This is a genomic window from Tsuneonella sp. HG222, assembly GCF_053819185.1.
This window is the reverse complement of the sequence record NZ_JBSOQZ010000002.1, coordinates 57,878-70,677: the sequence shown is the minus strand read 5'-3', so window position 1 is coordinate 70,677 and position 12,800 is coordinate 57,878. Positions and strand designations below refer to the sequence as shown.

Sequence of the window (12,800 nt, the reverse complement as noted above, 5' to 3'; positions counted from 1 at the left end):
CCCGAGCGGGCCGATCTGGAGCGGGCCCAAGCCGCGCTAAGCAAGATCGGCGGCGAGACAATCGAACGGCACATCTTCATCTGCGCCATGTCCGAGAAGCAGGAATGCTGCAGCCGCACGGTGGGCGAACAGGCTTGGAAATTCCTCAAGCGGCGGCTGAAGGAACTGGGATTGGCCGGACCCCGGCGAGAGGACGGCAGCGGCGGCATTCAGCGGACCAAGGCCGATTGCCTGCAGATCTGCGCGGCAGGCCCGGTGGCGGTCGTGTGGCCGGACCGTGTATGGTATCATTCGTGCACCGAACCCGTGCTCGAACGGATCATACAGGAGCATCTGATCGGCGGTGTGCCGGTCGAGGAATTTCGCCTACGCGGATGCGGCTAGAGGTCGTCCCTCTGATCTGTCGCCCGGTCGATCGATTCGTCGTGCCCCGTCCCGCTAGACAGGAACACCAGCCCCATCAGCGCGCCCATCAGCAGCATCATGATGCCGATGCCCAGCGCTGTCGCGATGTAGAAATGGATCGGCACCTCGCCCGGCTGTCTGGCCAGCACCGTCAGTACCACCACCTCGACCACCAGCGTGAAGCCGGCCATCCACATCATCAGCCGGCGGTAGCGGCGCCAAGCGTGGGCTGACTCGTCGGGCTTGTCGAGGGGGGAGGGCCTGATCACGCGCGCCTGATGCCCGCCCGGCGAGCCCTTGGCAACGGCGCGATTGGCGCATTGGGCGATGCTGTGGCATAGTGGCGGCACGACATAAGGGAGAATGCCATGGACATTGCCCGCCTGATCGCCGCGCGGGACGCTGGCTCGATCATCACCTGCACCACCTCCACCAGCGTGCGTGACGCCGTAAAGTTGCTGGCCGAGAAGCGCATCGGCGCCCTGCCCGTCCTGCACCAGGGCGAAGTCGTGGGCATCTTCTCCGAACGCGATGTTCTCTACCGCCTCGCCGAGGAAGGGGCACTGTGCCTCGACCGCGAAGTCGGCGAGGTAATGACGTCACCCGCCGTCATGATCCGCGCCGCGACGTCGGCGGACGAAGCGCTGGGGTTGATGACCCATCGCCGAATCCGCCACCTGCCGGTGGTGGAGGGGCCGGATATGATCGGCTTCATCTCGATTGGCGACATCGTGAAAAGTCGGATGGACGAGGTGACGGCCGAAGCCCAGCAGATGCGGCTTTACATCCAGAACGCTTGAGCCGGGGCCGGAGGGTCCCTACATCGCAGGGCATGAGCGCATCCGTCACCCTGTCACCGTCAGCCGCCAAGCGCATCGAGTGGATTGCGCAGCGGCAGGGCAAGCCTGCGATTCTGCGGCTGTCGGTCGAGGGCGGTGGCTGTTCCGGCTTCCAGTACAAGTTCGACCTCGCCGACACGGCGGAGGGGGACGATTCGGTCAGCGAGACCGAAGGCGTGCGCCTGGTCGTCGATCCAATTAGCCTGGACCTGGTGGCCGGTAGCGTGGTGGATTTCGTCGAATCGCTCGGCGGGGCAGCATTCAAGGTCGAAAACCCCAACGCCGCGGCCGGATGCGGTTGCGGTTCCAGCTTCGGCATCTAGAAGCGCTGGATGCGCATCGCATCCTTCAACATCAACGGCATCAAGGCGCGGCTTCCGCGCCTTTTCGAATGGCTCGAGGAAACCCGGCCCGCGGTCGCCTGCCTGCAGGAGATCAAGACGCAGGACGAAGGCTTCCCCGCCGCGGACTTCGAGAAGATCGGCTACCGCGCCATCTGGCACGGCCAGAAGGGATTCAACGGCGTCGCCATCCTGGCCGACGGTGAGGATCCGCTCGAAGTGGTCAAGGGGCTGCCCGGCGATCCTGAGGATGAGCAGGCGCGCTTCATCGAATGCGACGTCAAGGGTGTCAGGATCGTCAATCTCTACCTGCCCAACGGCAACCCGCAGCCGGGGCCGAAGTTCGACTACAAGATCGCCTGGATGGGCCGCCTGCGCACGCGGATGCGCGAACTTGCCGCGCGCGAGAAGCCCACTGTAGTGCTGGGCGATTTCAACGTCATCCCCGAGGATCGCGACACCTGGTCGGTTTCGGCGATGGCGAACGACGCGCTGATGCAGCCCGAATCGCGCGCCGCCTATGCCCGGTTGCTGGCCGACGGCTGGACCGACGCGCTCGGCACGCTCAATCCGCGCGGCGGGGTGTGGACCTACTGGGACTATCAGGCCGGCGCCTGGCAGCGCGACCACGGCTTCCGCATCGATCACCTGCTGCTCTCGCCCGAAGCGGCGGACCGGCTGGTCGCCGCCGGGGTCGACAAGGAGTATCGCGGGCGGGAGAAGGCCAGCGACCATGCCCCGGTCTGGGTCGACCTGCGGGACTGACCAGCCTTCCGCCGGAGACGGCGATCAGCGGTAGAAGATGTGCCGGTCGATCGTCGCCCGGGCGACCTTGGTGCGCGACCAGCGCGGACGGACGTAGGTGGCGTGGAAGTAGAGTGCGTCCTTGACCGGGCTGTCCCACAGCTCGCGATGCGCGATCTGCGCCACGGCCACGGCCTTGCGCCAGGCGGCGCTGCCGAAGGACGGTTCGGGAATGTGGCCACCCTTCACGAAGGAGAACTGGCCCCGCTGGGTGACGACGCCGCAGTAATCGCTCGGAAAGGCACCCGATTCGGCGCGGTTCACGATCACCCGGCCCACTGCCAGTTGCCCGGCGAGAGGCTCGCCGCGGGCCTCGAAATAGATCGCCTGGGCCAGGCAGCGCATATCGCGCGACAGTTCCTGGTCGACCGGCATGTCGGTCACGAGTTCGCCCAGCGTCAGGGGAATGTCGGTAGCGGCCTCTGCGGGCTCCAGCGGAACCGCCTGGACGACGGGCTCGGCGACGAAGCGCGGCGCGTCGGAGACCTGGAGTTCGACGGCGGCAACGACTGCAGCCGAAGGATTTTCCTGCGCCCGGGCCAGCGAAGTGTCGGCACCGGTCAGCGCGAAGAAGAAAAACGTTGCGACCGCCACGGCGGCCGACTTGCGAAGAGCGAGAATCATGAACGCTGATCTCAAGGCGGTTGACGCCCCGACGCAGGGTGCGGCCACGCCTGATCCCGGGCGACCGTCAGGCCAGGGGGATCATGTCAGCGTGGCGCGGCGAAAAACCTGCCGGCCGTCCCCCGTCTGCGCGCTAACCGAAGACGGCCGGGAAATCCGGCGCCGCCAAGTTGCCTGCGCTGTTGGAAGATGGCGGCCCCCATACCGTCATGCTGCAGTGCGTCAATCGCGAGTTCCCGGCAAACCGATGAACCGTTCAGCATTCGCGATATCCAGTTCAATCACCCAGAGATCGGGGTCCTGCACCCTGCGGCTCTGCCAATATTCTGCAAATTCCGTCGGATTTTCAATATTTTCGGTCTTGGCGAGTACCCAGCTTCTGCTCCCGTCACGCTGCGGCATTCGCTCGTACAACTTGGCGTTTGTGCCTTTTTCGCAACATATTACGAGCAATGTCCCGGCGTCGCGTTCACCTTTTGCGATAACCGTACCGAACCCGCCAGCAGCATCGACGGCGCGAATCAATCCACTGACTTCGAGATGCGCGGGAAGCCTGTCGTCCACTTTCAGGGCCTGGCGCGATAGCCGGGCAAGCCCGACAGTGCGATCTTCGAGCGCATGAACGTTCCGGTGCCACGCCCGAGTTCCTCGCCCTCGGCGTCGATCAGGCGTGCCTCGGCAACGAAGACCCGGCGCTTACCGCTGATCCACTTGCCCTCTGCGATCACCGGGCCGCTGCGGATCGGGGCGGTGAAGTGCAGGTTGAACGCCGTCGTCAGGAGGAACCGATCGCTGACCAGCGAATTGGCGGCATAGAAGGCCGCGTCGTCGAGCATCTTGAAGTAGATCGTGCCGTGCGATGCACCCGCGGCGTGATGAAACCGCTCGTCCACGTCGAACGCGATGCGGGCCTGCCCTTCGTGCTCGATGCTCAGGTGCGAAGCGAACAGGGCGTTGACCGGGGCGGAGGCATAGAGTGCCTCCAGCGCGCGGAAATGCAGTTCGGCGCCCGTGGGGTCGCGCGCCGGCACGCCGTCAGGCAGCGCTGCGATCCGTGGCATTGCTGATGAGGCCGAAAAGTTGTTCGGTATCGGTTGCTTGGCTCAGCGCTTCGTGGATACGCTCATCGCGCACGAGGCGCGAGATCGCCGCCAAGGCGTGAAGGTGGCCGACGCCGCTGGTCTCCGGCGAGACGAGGCCGAACACGAGATCGACCGGCAGACCGTCGGCGGCGGCGAAATCGACCGGTTCGGCAAGCTTGAGCAGGACCGCGACCGGACGGCGCAGCCCTTCGACCCGGGCATGGGGGATGGCTACGCCGCGGCCGAACCCGGTGCTGCCCAGATTCTCACGCTCCTGCAGACCGTCGAGCACTTTCGCCTCATCGAGCGCATAACTGCGCGCGAAGGCAGCCGCCACCGCTTCAAGGATCGCGTCCCTCGTCGTCGCGTCGGAAAACGCGACGGCAGTCGGATCGAGGAAAAAATGCGCGTTCATCTATCAACCTGAATCATCGTGGAAACCGCGGCGCATCACGCGCCCGGTCCGTTGCTGGCGCCGCCCTGCATGCTATCCTCGGCGATGCGCTGCTGGCGCCTTAGGACGGTTCAACCCATCCGATCGAGCCGTCGGGCCGGCGATAAACCATATTGTGCCGTCCGGAACCAGCATTTTTAAAGAACAGCGCGTTGGTGTTCCTGAGGTCGAGCATCATGACCGCGTCGGATACGGTGACTTCGGGAATATCGACCCGCGTTTCGACGATGACCGGAAGGGCATCGACCACTTCTTCCGCTTCGGGCTCGTCGGCAAAGATGCGATAGGCGGCATCTTCCTCGCGCGCGGCGTGAACGGCCTGCTCATGATGGTCCTTCAGCCTGCGCTTGTAGCGGCGCAGCTGCTTTTCGATCTTGTCGGCCGCCTGGTCGAGCGACTGGTGCGCGTCGTGCGCCTGACCATGCGCCTTGAGAATCAAGCCATGGTTGACGTGCATGACGATGTCGCAGGCAAACGCATTCGAAGGCGCCTTGCCAAAAGTGACCTGCGATGAAAGCGCGCGGCTGAAGTACTTTTCGACAATCCCACCAAGGCGCTCGGACGCATGTTCCTGGAGCGCGGCTCCGGTATCGATCTGGTGGCCGGACACGCGAATATCCATGTTGTTGGGGTCTCCTGCTTTTATGGTTCTTTACTGGGCGACCCGGACGAAGGTCAGGTTGCCCAGAGCGGTGAATTCAACGTTTCGACAAACGCTTTGTGCCGGGCCATCTCTTCGGGCGAGGCACTGTGCGGACGCGGCGCGCGGAACGCGCGGCGAACTGCCGTGAAGTGCACCACCTCGATCACCGTTTCCCGCCGCTCGGCGGCAAGCTCGAGGCCGATCTGACGGCCGCCGGTCAGCTCGACGTAGACCTGGGCAAGCAGTTCCGCGTCGAGCAGGGCGCCGTGCTTGACCCGGTGGCTGCGATCGATGCCATAACGGGCGCAAAGCGCGTCGAGGCTGTGCTTGGCCCCGGGATGCCGGCGGCGGGCGATCGACAGCGTATCGACCATCCGTTCGAGCGAAACCTCACCGTGGCCGCAGGCGGCTAGCTCGCAGTTGAGGAAGCCGAAATCGAACGAGGCGTTGTGCGCCACCAGCGGCGAATCGGCGATGAATTCGAGCAGCCCGACAGCCGATTCGTGGAACCGCGGCTTGTCGGACAGGAAGGCGTCGGACAGCCCGTGAACCTGTTCCGCCTCGAGCGGCATCGGCCGTTCGGGGTTGAAATAGGCGTGGAACGTCCGGCCGGTGGGCACGCGGTTCATCAGCTCGATACAGCCGATCTCGACCATCCGGTCGCCCGTTCTTGGATCGAGGCCGGTCGTTTCCGTATCGAACACGATTTCCCGCATCGCCCTGTCTATCGGACCGCGGGCGCCGGCTTGCAAGCGTGTTTCAGCCCGTCGTCAGCCGTTCGACCAGCCGCTCCACCGAGGCCCGCGTCTGTGCATGCGTGGTACCCGTATCGATGACGAAGTCGGCTCGGGCGCGCTTTTCCGCATCGGGCAACTGCAGCGCAAGGATCTCGGCGAACCGGCCCGGGCTCATGTCGGGCCGGGCGAGCACCCGGGCGCGCTGGACATCGGGCGGGGCGGAGACGACCGCCACCGCGTCGACCTCCTCGATTCCGCCTTTCTCGAACAGCAACGGAATGTCGAACACCACGAGCGGCGCGCCGGCGTGCTCGAGCAGAAAGGTTTCGCGCGCCGCCCTTACCGCCGGGTGGACGATGGCTTCGAGCCGCGCCAGTGCCCGCGGATCGCCGAACACCGCCGCGCCCAAGGCCGGCCGGTCGACTCCTGCGGCGCCAGTCGTGCCGGGAAAGGCGGCCTCGATTGCCGCGAGCAGTTCGCCGCCCGCGCCCTGCATGCGGCGGACCTCGGCATCGGCGTCGAAAACGGGCACGCCCAGTTCGGCGAACATCGCGGCGACGGTCGACTTGCCCATGCCGATCGAGCCGGTCAGCCCCAGGACGAAGGGGTGGCTCACCGCGCGAGCAACGCGCGCAGGGAGGCGTCGCCGGCGTCACGCGGCGGCGGCCGGCCGAAGAACTTCTCGAACGCGGCGGCGGCCTGGCCGATCAGCATCGCCAGCCCGTCGACCGTCCGGAACCCGGCGGCACGCGCTTGCTGCAGCAAGGGCGTGTCGAGCGGGTGGGTGACGATGTCGTAGACGATCGAACCGGGCGGAACATGGCTCAGGTCGAAGGCCAGCGGCGGCTGGCCCGCCATGCCCAGCGGACTGGCGTTGACGACGAGATCGAAGCAGCCCTCGCGATCGTCGAAGGCGAAGTCGGTCGCTTGCGCGAAATGCGCGATGTCGGTCGCATGATGCTCGTTCGCCGGGTCGATCTCCGCCAGCAGCGCGCCGGCCTTGGCAGGGTCACGCCCGGCCAGGACGATCACGACGCCCTCCGCAGCCAGCGCGGCGACGATCGCCCGAGCGGCCCCGCCGGTACCCAGGACCCGCGCCATGCGGAAATAATGCGTCTTGGACAGGTCTTCGCGGATCGGCTCGAGAAAGCCTTCGCTGTCGGTGTTGAACCCGACCAGTTCGCCGTCCAGCGGAACGACCGTGTTGACCGCGCCGATACGCGCGGCGAGCGGATCGAGCCGGTCCAGCAGGGGAACGATCGCTTCCTTGTGCGGCATGGTGACGTTGCACCCGCGCCACGCCGGGTCCGCCCGCCGCGCGGCGAGATAGGCGGCGAGCCCGCCAGGCGCGACCGGACAGGCCCGGTAATCCGCCTCGATTCCCGCCTGGGCGAGCCAGTGGCCGTGAATCGCGGGCGACTTGGACTGTGCGACCGGATCGCCGATCACCTCGGCGTAGGGCTTCGTCACGCCGGGAGGACTTCGAGCTCGCGCAGGGCCGCCAGCACGGACAGCAGCGGCATTCCGAGCACGGTGAACATGTCGCCATCGATGCTCTCGAACAGTTGCACGCCCATCGCCTCGATACGGAAGACGCCGACGCACTGGCTGACTTCGGGCCATTCGGCCGCGAGGTAGCGGGTGATGAAATCCTCCGACAGGTCGCGCACCTTGAGCCGCGCCTGCGCGACATGGCTCCAGCGCAGATGGCCGCCCACCGCGAGCGCGGCGGCCGAGTGCAGATCCATCGTCTTGCCGGAGAAGAACCGCAGGTGCTCGACCGCCTGGCCGCGGCTTTCGGGCTTGTCGAAGCGCCGGCCCTCCACCGAGACGACCGAATCGCTGCCCAATACCGGCCAGCGGGCCCCCTCGACCGACAGGGCCTTGGCCTCGGCGAGGGCGAGGGCAACGCTGGAGGGAGGTACGGTGCCAAGCTCGGCCTCGAGCGCGCGTTCGTCGATCGCTGCAGGCACGACGTCGAAGGCGACGCCGGCGGCACCGAGCATTGCGCGGCGCGAGGCGGACTTGGAGGCCAGGATTATCATATCGGCTTTATTCCCTGGTCCGCATCGGCGCCATCGCCGCGTTCGCCCATCAGGCGGATCACCGCGGCGGCGGTTTCCTCGATCGAGCGCCGGCTGACGTCGATCACCGGCCAGCCGTTGTCGGCGAACAGCCGCCGGGCATAGGCCACTTCCTTCTCGACCCGGTCCTCATCGACGTAGGACGTCTCGGTGGTCTCGTTCAAGGACAGAAGGCGGTTGCGGCGTATTTCGATCAGCCGCCGCGGCGCGGTGGTCAGCCCGACGACCAGCGGATGGCGCAGGCTGAACAGCGAGGGAGGCGGCGGGCTTTCCACCACGAGCGGGATGTTGGCCACCTTGTAGCCGCGGTTGGCGAGGTAGATGCTGGTCGGCGTCTTGGAGCTGCGTGACACGCCGGCCAGCAGGATGTCGGCCTCCTCCCAGTTTTCCCAGCCGATCCCGTCGTCGTGCGCGATGGTGAACTGGATCGCGTCGACGCGGGCGAAATAGGCCTCGTCCATCGCGTGCTGGCGCCCGGGCCGCCCGCGCGCCTCCTGCCCGAGCCGATCCTCCAGCGCGGCGGTCACCGCGTCGAGCGCGGCGACGTGCGGCAGGCCGAGCGCGCGGCACCGTTCCTCGAGATGCAGGCGTGTCTCGGCGTTGACGAGCGTGTAGAGCACCAGGCCGGGATTGCGCGCCAGTTCGGCGACGATCCGGTCGAGGTGCTGCCGGCTGCGGACCATCGGCCAGAAGTGCCGGTTGATATCGGTGTCGTCGAACTGGGCGAGCGCCGCCTTGGCGATCATCTCCAGCGTCTCGCCGGTCGAGTCCGAAAGGAGGTGGAGGTGCAGCCGGGCCATGTGGACAAGATGCGGCATAAACCACGGGAGGGGAGGGGGGACAAGTTCGGGATGACGATCCACCCCCACTGCCCCGCGATTCGGCAGAGCACTTATCCTTGGCAAGGGACGCATTTCGCACAGCGGTCTGACAGCGGGGAAAACCTTGCGTTGACTCCGCTCCGGCCACGAGTCGGGGGCGAAATCCCGCCCTGTTCAGCGCGCGGGAAATTTGGCAGGGCGCCGCTGTCCCCGATTTCCACAGGGCCAACAGACTCCAACAAACCTTATAAGAATCTATTATTTTATTGATTGGACCCCTTCGAGATGCCCGGCCCACTCCTCGATACCCTGCTCGGCAAAACGGCCGAACGGCCCCCGATCTGGCTGATGCGCCAGGCCGGGCGTTACCTGCCCGAGTACCGTGCATTGCGGGCCGAGAAGGGCGGTTTCCTCGAATTGGTCTACGACAGCGAGGCGGCGGCCGAGATCACCGTGCAGCCGCTGCGACGGTTCGGGTTCGACGGCGCGATCCTGTTTTCCGATATCCTGATCGTGCCCTTCGCGATGGGCCAGGACCTGTGGTTCGAGGCCGGCGAAGGACCCAGGCTTGCGCCGAAGCTTGTCGATCAAGCGCTCGATTCGCTGCGCCCGGCGCCCGAGCGGCTTGCCCCGATCTACGAAACCGTTCGCCTGGTGCGGTCCAGGCTCGATCCGGCCACCACGCTGCTGGGATTCGCCGGCAGCCCGTGGACCGTTGCCACCTACATGATCGCCGGCCAGGGCAGCCGCGACCAGCACCAGGCCCGTGCAATGGCCTATCGCGATCCGGCTGCGTTCGGCGCAGTGATCGACGCGATCGCGGACGTGACGGTGGAATACCTGTGCGGTCAGATCGAAGCCGGGGCCGAGGCGGTGCAGCTGTTCGATTCCTGGGCGGGATCGCTCGCGCCCGACGAGTTCGAACGCTGGGTGATCGCCCCCAACGCTGCGATCACCGCCGCGGTCAAGGCGCGTAATCCCGGTGTGCCGGTAATCGGGTTTCCCAAGGGCGCGGGCGCCAAGCTGCCGGCCTATGCCCGCGAAACCAGGGTGGACGCCGTCGGCCTCGACGAGACGCTGGACCCGGTCTGGGCGATGCACGCGCTGCCCGCCGGAATGCCGGTGCAGGGCAATCTCGACCCGCTGCTGCTCCTGTCCGGCGGCGAAGCGCTGGAGCGGCGGGCGCGCTTCCTGATCGAGTGCTTCCAGGGCCGCCCTCACGTGTTCAACCTGGGCCACGGTATCGACAAGGAAACGCCGATCCCACACGTCGAGCGGCTGCTCGCGGTCGTGCGAGGAGAGGGGTGACGGCGCCCCGTCCAGCGCCTAAACGGCGCGCATGCAGGAAGTCTTCGGCATGACCTATCTCTGGCTCAAGGCCGGCCACGTGATCTTCATGGTCTTCTGGATGGCCGGCCTGTTCATGCTGCCGCGGCAGATGATCTACATGAGCGGCGCGGCGCCCGGTTCGGCCGAGGAAGCGCTCTGGGCCAAACGCAGCGCGCTGTTGCGCAAGGTCATCCTGACGCCGTCGATCGGCGTGACCTGGCTGCTGGGCCTGCTGCTTGCCTGGCAGCTCGGGCTGTTCTCGGGCTCTCCGGGTCTCGGCTGGCTTCATGCCAAGCTGCTCTTCGTCGTCGCGCTGTCGGGCTATCACGGCTTCATGGTCGCCAAGTCGAAGGCGATGGCAGCCGGCGAACGCCCGCTGAGCGAACGGCAGCTGCGCATGTGGGGCGAAGCGCCCGGCGTGCTGCTGGCGGTGATCGTCATCCTGGTGATCGTGAAGCCGTTCTGAGCCGGCCGCGCCGGTTACCGACTGGGCAATGAGACGGGCCGTGCCGCCAGCCCCACCGATTGCGAATTGACGCTCTGGCGGGCCGCGCCTATCTCCGCGATACCGGCATAGGCCGCCGCACCGAGCGGCCAGGTCAGCTTTCTCCAAGCCCATATGGACCCGCCGGCTCCCAACGAATGACACTGGAATACCGATCATGCACTTCAAGGAACTGAAAAAGCGGGCGCCGGCCGAACTGGTCGAGATGGCCGAGGAATACGAGATCGAGGGCGCCAGCACGATGCGCCGGCAGGATCTGATGTTCGCGATCCTCAAGGAAGTCGCCGAGGATGGCGAGGAAATCATCGGCCAGGGCACCATCGAGGTCCTGCAGGACGGCTTCGGTTTCCTGCGCAGCCCCGAGGCGAACTATCTCGCCGGGCCCGACGATATCTACATGTCGCCCAACCAGGTTCGCAAAATGGGCCTGCGCACCGGCGATACGGTGGAGGGCGAGATCCGCGCCCCCAAGGATGGGGAGCGCTATTTTGCCCTCACGAAGCTCCTCAGCGTCAATTACGACGATCCCGATGCCGTGCGTCACCGGACCAACTTCGACAACCTGACGCCGCTCTATCCGGACGAGAGGCTGGTGCTCGACACCGTCGACCCGACCGTGAAGGACAAGAGCGCGCGGGTGATCGATCTGATCAGCCCGCAGGGCAAGGGTCAGCGCGCCCTGATCGTCGCCCCGCCGCGCACCGGCAAGACGGTGCTGCTGCAGAACATCGCCAAGGCGATCACCGACAACCACCCCGAGGTGTTCCTGCTGGTCCTGCTGGTCGACGAACGACCGGAAGAAGTGACGGACATGCAGCGCAGCGTGAAGGGCGAGGTCATCTCCTCCACCTTCGACGAACCTGCGACGCGCCACGTGCAAGTAGCCGAGATGGTGATCGAGAAGGCCAAGCGGCTGGTCGAGCACAAGCGCGACGTGGTGATCCTGCTCGATTCGATCACCCGCCTGGGCCGGGCCTACAACACCGTGGTGCCCAGCAGTGGCAAGGTGTTGACCGGCGGTGTCGATGCCAACGCGCTGCAGCGCCCCAAGCGCTTCTTCGGTGCGGCGCGCAACATCGAGGAGGGCGGCAGCCTCTCGATCATCGCCACGGCCCTGATCGACACCGGCAGCCGGATGGACGAGGTCATCTTCGAGGAGTTCAAGGGCACCGGCAACTCCGAGATCGTGCTCGACCGCAAGGTGGCCGACAAGCGCATCTTCCCGGCGCTCGACGTGGGCAAGAGCGGTACCCGCAAGGAAGAGCTGCTGGTTCCCAAGGAACAGCTCAGCAAGATGTGGGTCCTGCGGCGCATCCTGATGCAGATGGGCACCATCGATTCGATGGAGTTCCTGCTCGACAAGATGAAGGATTCGAAGTCCAACGAGGACTTCTTCGCGACGATGAATCAGTAGGCATGATCGGATTCAGCCGGGCGGCTACGTTTCGTCCGGCAATTCGAATTCGAACGTTCCTCCAGGACGCATGATGAATGTGCCCTTGTTAAGGATGTCGCGCCCTATGATGACTTCGAACCAATTATTGTCGGGGATTTCTACTGCGAGAAGTGGTTCGGAGATCACGAACGGTGGCGAGTTGCCCCCAGAAAAGAGGCCGAGATAAAGTCCCCAAGTACGGTGATAATTCTGTCCTCCAATCCCCACCACTGGCATTTTACCGTAGGATCGGAGTTTGGCTGCCTGCGCGGCAGATCGGCTGACTGATGTCCCATCCGCACCAGTATCCAGAAGTGCTCGACATTCGAGCATTTCCAGCGAATTGATTTGAGATTTCGCATCAACTTCACTTGGCCGGGCGAGGGCGGGGATCAAAGCTACGCGGATGATGGGCTTATCGCCTCCGGCATCACCTCGAATCAGAGGCATGCGAGAAAAAGCCCAAATCGATTGGCTTGTCTGTTACCTTTTGTATGGAAAATAGCCCGTCGGCAAAACGCTCACCTGCCGAAGACAGCGCTTGGCTAAGCCTCGCATAGATTCCGACAACTTCCTGCTGCCTGATTACGGCATATTGATCTCGAAACTCGTCGATGAGCCCCGGCACTTGCGACTGGAATGCAAACAGATTGCGTTCAATCTCGTCTTCGTGTGGCATGCGCTGGTCCCGGAAAGA

Annotated in this window: 20 protein-coding genes; 7 read left to right on the top strand and 13 right to left on the bottom strand. The window is 65.4% G+C overall.

Features of this window, described 5'->3' with window-relative positions; all coding sequences use genetic code 11:
• Positions 1-15: 15 nt before the first annotated feature.
• Entirely contained in the window at positions 16-384 is a 369-nt protein-coding gene (locus ACWPMZ_RS11895) for a (2Fe-2S) ferredoxin domain-containing protein (RefSeq protein WP_455705142.1), read from the top strand.
• Here ACWPMZ_RS11895 and ACWPMZ_RS11890 read toward each other — a convergent pair.
• A complete protein-coding gene (locus ACWPMZ_RS11890) occupies positions 381-674 on the bottom strand; it encodes a hypothetical protein (protein WP_455704277.1) in 294 nt (97 codons plus the stop codon). The two genes, ACWPMZ_RS11895 and ACWPMZ_RS11890, sit on opposite strands and share 4 nt — an antisense overlap.
• 99 nt (positions 675-773) lie before the next feature.
• On the opposite strand from ACWPMZ_RS11890, the gene ACWPMZ_RS11885 reads away from it, so the two are divergent.
• From ACWPMZ_RS11885 to xth, 3 genes are read left to right on the top strand one after another with little or no spacing between them, the layout of a single operon-like run.
• Positions 774-1,205: a CBS domain-containing protein gene (locus ACWPMZ_RS11885; protein WP_455704276.1), complete on the top strand. Its 432-nt coding sequence runs from the start codon at positions 774-776 to the stop codon at positions 1,203-1,205.
• A gap of 32 nt (positions 1,206-1,237) precedes the next feature.
• On the top strand, positions 1,238-1,567 hold the full coding sequence (locus tag ACWPMZ_RS11880; protein ID WP_455704275.1) for a HesB/IscA family protein: 330 nt from the start codon (positions 1,238-1,240) through the stop codon (positions 1,565-1,567).
• Between the two features lie 9 nt (positions 1,568-1,576).
• Positions 1,577-2,350, top strand: a complete 774-nt coding sequence (gene xth, locus ACWPMZ_RS11875; protein ID WP_455704274.1) for an exodeoxyribonuclease III — start codon at positions 1,577-1,579, stop codon at positions 2,348-2,350.
• A 24-nt stretch (positions 2,351-2,374) separates the two neighbouring features.
• Here the strand turns inward: xth and ACWPMZ_RS11870 are convergent, their stop codons facing one another.
• The 10 genes from ACWPMZ_RS11870 to ACWPMZ_RS11825 all read right to left on the bottom strand — a co-directional run bounded on the left by ACWPMZ_RS11870 (position 2,375) and on the right by ACWPMZ_RS11825 (position 8,813).
• Entirely contained in the window at positions 2,375-3,013 is a 639-nt protein-coding gene (locus ACWPMZ_RS11870) for a cell wall hydrolase (RefSeq protein WP_455704273.1), read from the bottom strand.
• A gap of 222 nt (positions 3,014-3,235) precedes the next feature.
• Entirely contained in the window at positions 3,236-3,577 is a 342-nt protein-coding gene (locus tag ACWPMZ_RS11865) for a DUF1491 family protein (RefSeq protein ID WP_455704272.1), read from the bottom strand.
• Positions 3,578-3,579: 2 nt separating this feature from the next.
• Positions 3,580-4,074: a PaaI family thioesterase gene (locus ACWPMZ_RS11860; protein ID WP_455704271.1), complete on the bottom strand. Its 495-nt coding sequence runs from the start codon at positions 4,072-4,074 to the stop codon at positions 3,580-3,582.
• On the bottom strand, positions 4,049-4,510 hold the full coding sequence (locus ACWPMZ_RS11855) for a PTS sugar transporter subunit IIA (protein WP_455704270.1): 462 nt from the start codon (positions 4,508-4,510) through the stop codon (positions 4,049-4,051). Before ACWPMZ_RS11855 ends, ACWPMZ_RS11860 begins: the two co-directional genes overlap by 26 nt.
• Before the next feature lie 100 nt (positions 4,511-4,610).
• Positions 4,611-5,171, bottom strand: coding sequence for a ribosome hibernation-promoting factor, HPF/YfiA family (gene hpf / locus ACWPMZ_RS11850; protein WP_455704269.1), 561 nt, complete (start codon positions 5,169-5,171; stop codon positions 4,611-4,613).
• A gap of 53 nt (positions 5,172-5,224) precedes the next feature.
• Positions 5,225-5,908, bottom strand: coding sequence for a DNA polymerase III subunit epsilon (gene dnaQ, locus ACWPMZ_RS11845; protein ID WP_455704268.1), 684 nt, complete (start codon positions 5,906-5,908; stop codon positions 5,225-5,227).
• Between the two features lie 43 nt (positions 5,909-5,951).
• Complete coding sequence (coaE, locus tag ACWPMZ_RS11840; protein WP_455704267.1) at positions 5,952-6,545, bottom strand: dephospho-CoA kinase; 594 nt, start codon at positions 6,543-6,545, stop codon at positions 5,952-5,954.
• Complete coding sequence (gene aroE, locus ACWPMZ_RS11835; protein ID WP_455704266.1) at positions 6,542-7,399, bottom strand: shikimate dehydrogenase; 858 nt, start codon at positions 7,397-7,399, stop codon at positions 6,542-6,544. Before aroE ends, coaE begins: the two co-directional genes overlap by 4 nt.
• Positions 7,396-7,974: a Maf family protein gene (locus ACWPMZ_RS11830; protein WP_455704265.1), complete on the bottom strand. Its 579-nt coding sequence runs from the start codon at positions 7,972-7,974 to the stop codon at positions 7,396-7,398. Before ACWPMZ_RS11830 ends, aroE begins: the two co-directional genes overlap by 4 nt.
• Positions 7,971-8,813, bottom strand: coding sequence for a pyruvate, water dikinase regulatory protein (locus tag ACWPMZ_RS11825; protein WP_455704264.1), 843 nt, complete (start codon positions 8,811-8,813; stop codon positions 7,971-7,973). The genes ACWPMZ_RS11830 and ACWPMZ_RS11825 overlap by 4 nt, the downstream gene beginning before the upstream one ends.
• A 306-nt stretch (positions 8,814-9,119) precedes the next feature.
• On the opposite strand from ACWPMZ_RS11825, the gene hemE reads away from it, so the two are divergent.
• The 3 genes from hemE to rho all read left to right on the top strand — a co-directional run bounded on the left by hemE (position 9,120) and on the right by rho (position 12,082).
• The gene (gene hemE / locus ACWPMZ_RS11820; protein WP_455704263.1) at positions 9,120-10,142 is read left to right on the top strand and encodes a uroporphyrinogen decarboxylase; all 1,023 of its coding nucleotides are present in this window, start codon (positions 9,120-9,122) and stop codon (positions 10,140-10,142) included.
• A 31-nt stretch (positions 10,143-10,173) separates the two neighbouring features.
• Entirely contained in the window at positions 10,174-10,629 is a 456-nt protein-coding gene (locus ACWPMZ_RS11815; RefSeq protein ID WP_455704262.1) for a CopD family protein, read from the top strand.
• 196 nt (positions 10,630-10,825) lie between these two features.
• Positions 10,826-12,082, top strand: a complete 1,257-nt coding sequence (gene rho, locus ACWPMZ_RS11810) for a transcription termination factor Rho (protein WP_455704261.1) — start codon at positions 10,826-10,828, stop codon at positions 12,080-12,082.
• A 24-nt stretch (positions 12,083-12,106) separates the two neighbouring features.
• Here the strand turns inward: rho and ACWPMZ_RS11805 are convergent, their stop codons facing one another.
• Positions 12,107-12,553: an aspartyl protease family protein gene (locus ACWPMZ_RS11805; RefSeq protein WP_455704260.1), complete on the bottom strand. Its 447-nt coding sequence runs from the start codon at positions 12,551-12,553 to the stop codon at positions 12,107-12,109.
• The gene (locus ACWPMZ_RS11800; RefSeq protein WP_455704259.1) at positions 12,534-12,782 is read right to left on the bottom strand and encodes a hypothetical protein; all 249 of its coding nucleotides are present in this window, start codon (positions 12,780-12,782) and stop codon (positions 12,534-12,536) included. The genes ACWPMZ_RS11805 and ACWPMZ_RS11800 overlap by 20 nt, the downstream gene beginning before the upstream one ends.
• Between the last annotated feature and the right edge of the window lie 18 nt (positions 12,783-12,800).

Bases quoted from the DNA above. Each gene is read 5' to 3' on its own strand.
- ACWPMZ_RS11885 (WP_455704276.1), top strand. From the start codon at position 774: ATGGACATTGCCCGCCTGATCGCCGCGCGGGACGCTGGCTCGATCATC.
- ACWPMZ_RS11880 (WP_455704275.1), top strand. From the start codon at position 1,238: ATGAGCGCATCCGTCACCCTGTCACCGTCAGCCGCCAAGCGCATCGAG.
- xth (WP_455704274.1), top strand. From the start codon at position 1,577: ATGCGCATCGCATCCTTCAACATCAACGGCATCAAGGCGCGGCTTCCG.
- ACWPMZ_RS11870 (WP_455704273.1), bottom strand. From the start codon at position 3,013: ATGATTCTCGCTCTTCGCAAGTCGGCCGCCGTGGCGGTCGCAACGTTT.
- ACWPMZ_RS11860 (WP_455704271.1), bottom strand. From the start codon at position 4,074: ATGCCACGGATCGCAGCGCTGCCTGACGGCGTGCCGGCGCGCGACCCC.
- ACWPMZ_RS11855 (WP_455704270.1), bottom strand. From the start codon at position 4,510: ATGAACGCGCATTTTTTCCTCGATCCGACTGCCGTCGCGTTTTCCGAC.
- hpf (WP_455704269.1), bottom strand. From the start codon at position 5,171: ATGGATATTCGCGTGTCCGGCCACCAGATCGATACCGGAGCCGCGCTC.
- dnaQ (WP_455704268.1), bottom strand. From the start codon at position 5,908: ATGCGGGAAATCGTGTTCGATACGGAAACGACCGGCCTCGATCCAAGA.
- ACWPMZ_RS11830 (WP_455704265.1), bottom strand. From the start codon at position 7,974: ATGATAATCCTGGCCTCCAAGTCCGCCTCGCGCCGCGCAATGCTCGGT.
- ACWPMZ_RS11825 (WP_455704264.1), bottom strand. From the start codon at position 8,813: ATGGCCCGGCTGCACCTCCACCTCCTTTCGGACTCGACCGGCGAGACG.
- hemE (WP_455704263.1), top strand. From the start codon at position 9,120: ATGCCCGGCCCACTCCTCGATACCCTGCTCGGCAAAACGGCCGAACGG.
- ACWPMZ_RS11815 (WP_455704262.1), top strand. From the start codon at position 10,174: ATGCAGGAAGTCTTCGGCATGACCTATCTCTGGCTCAAGGCCGGCCAC.
- rho (WP_455704261.1), top strand. From the start codon at position 10,826: ATGCACTTCAAGGAACTGAAAAAGCGGGCGCCGGCCGAACTGGTCGAG.
- ACWPMZ_RS11805 (WP_455704260.1), bottom strand. From the start codon at position 12,553: ATGCCTCTGATTCGAGGTGATGCCGGAGGCGATAAGCCCATCATCCGC.
- ACWPMZ_RS11800 (WP_455704259.1), bottom strand. From the start codon at position 12,782: ATGCCACACGAAGACGAGATTGAACGCAATCTGTTTGCATTCCAGTCG.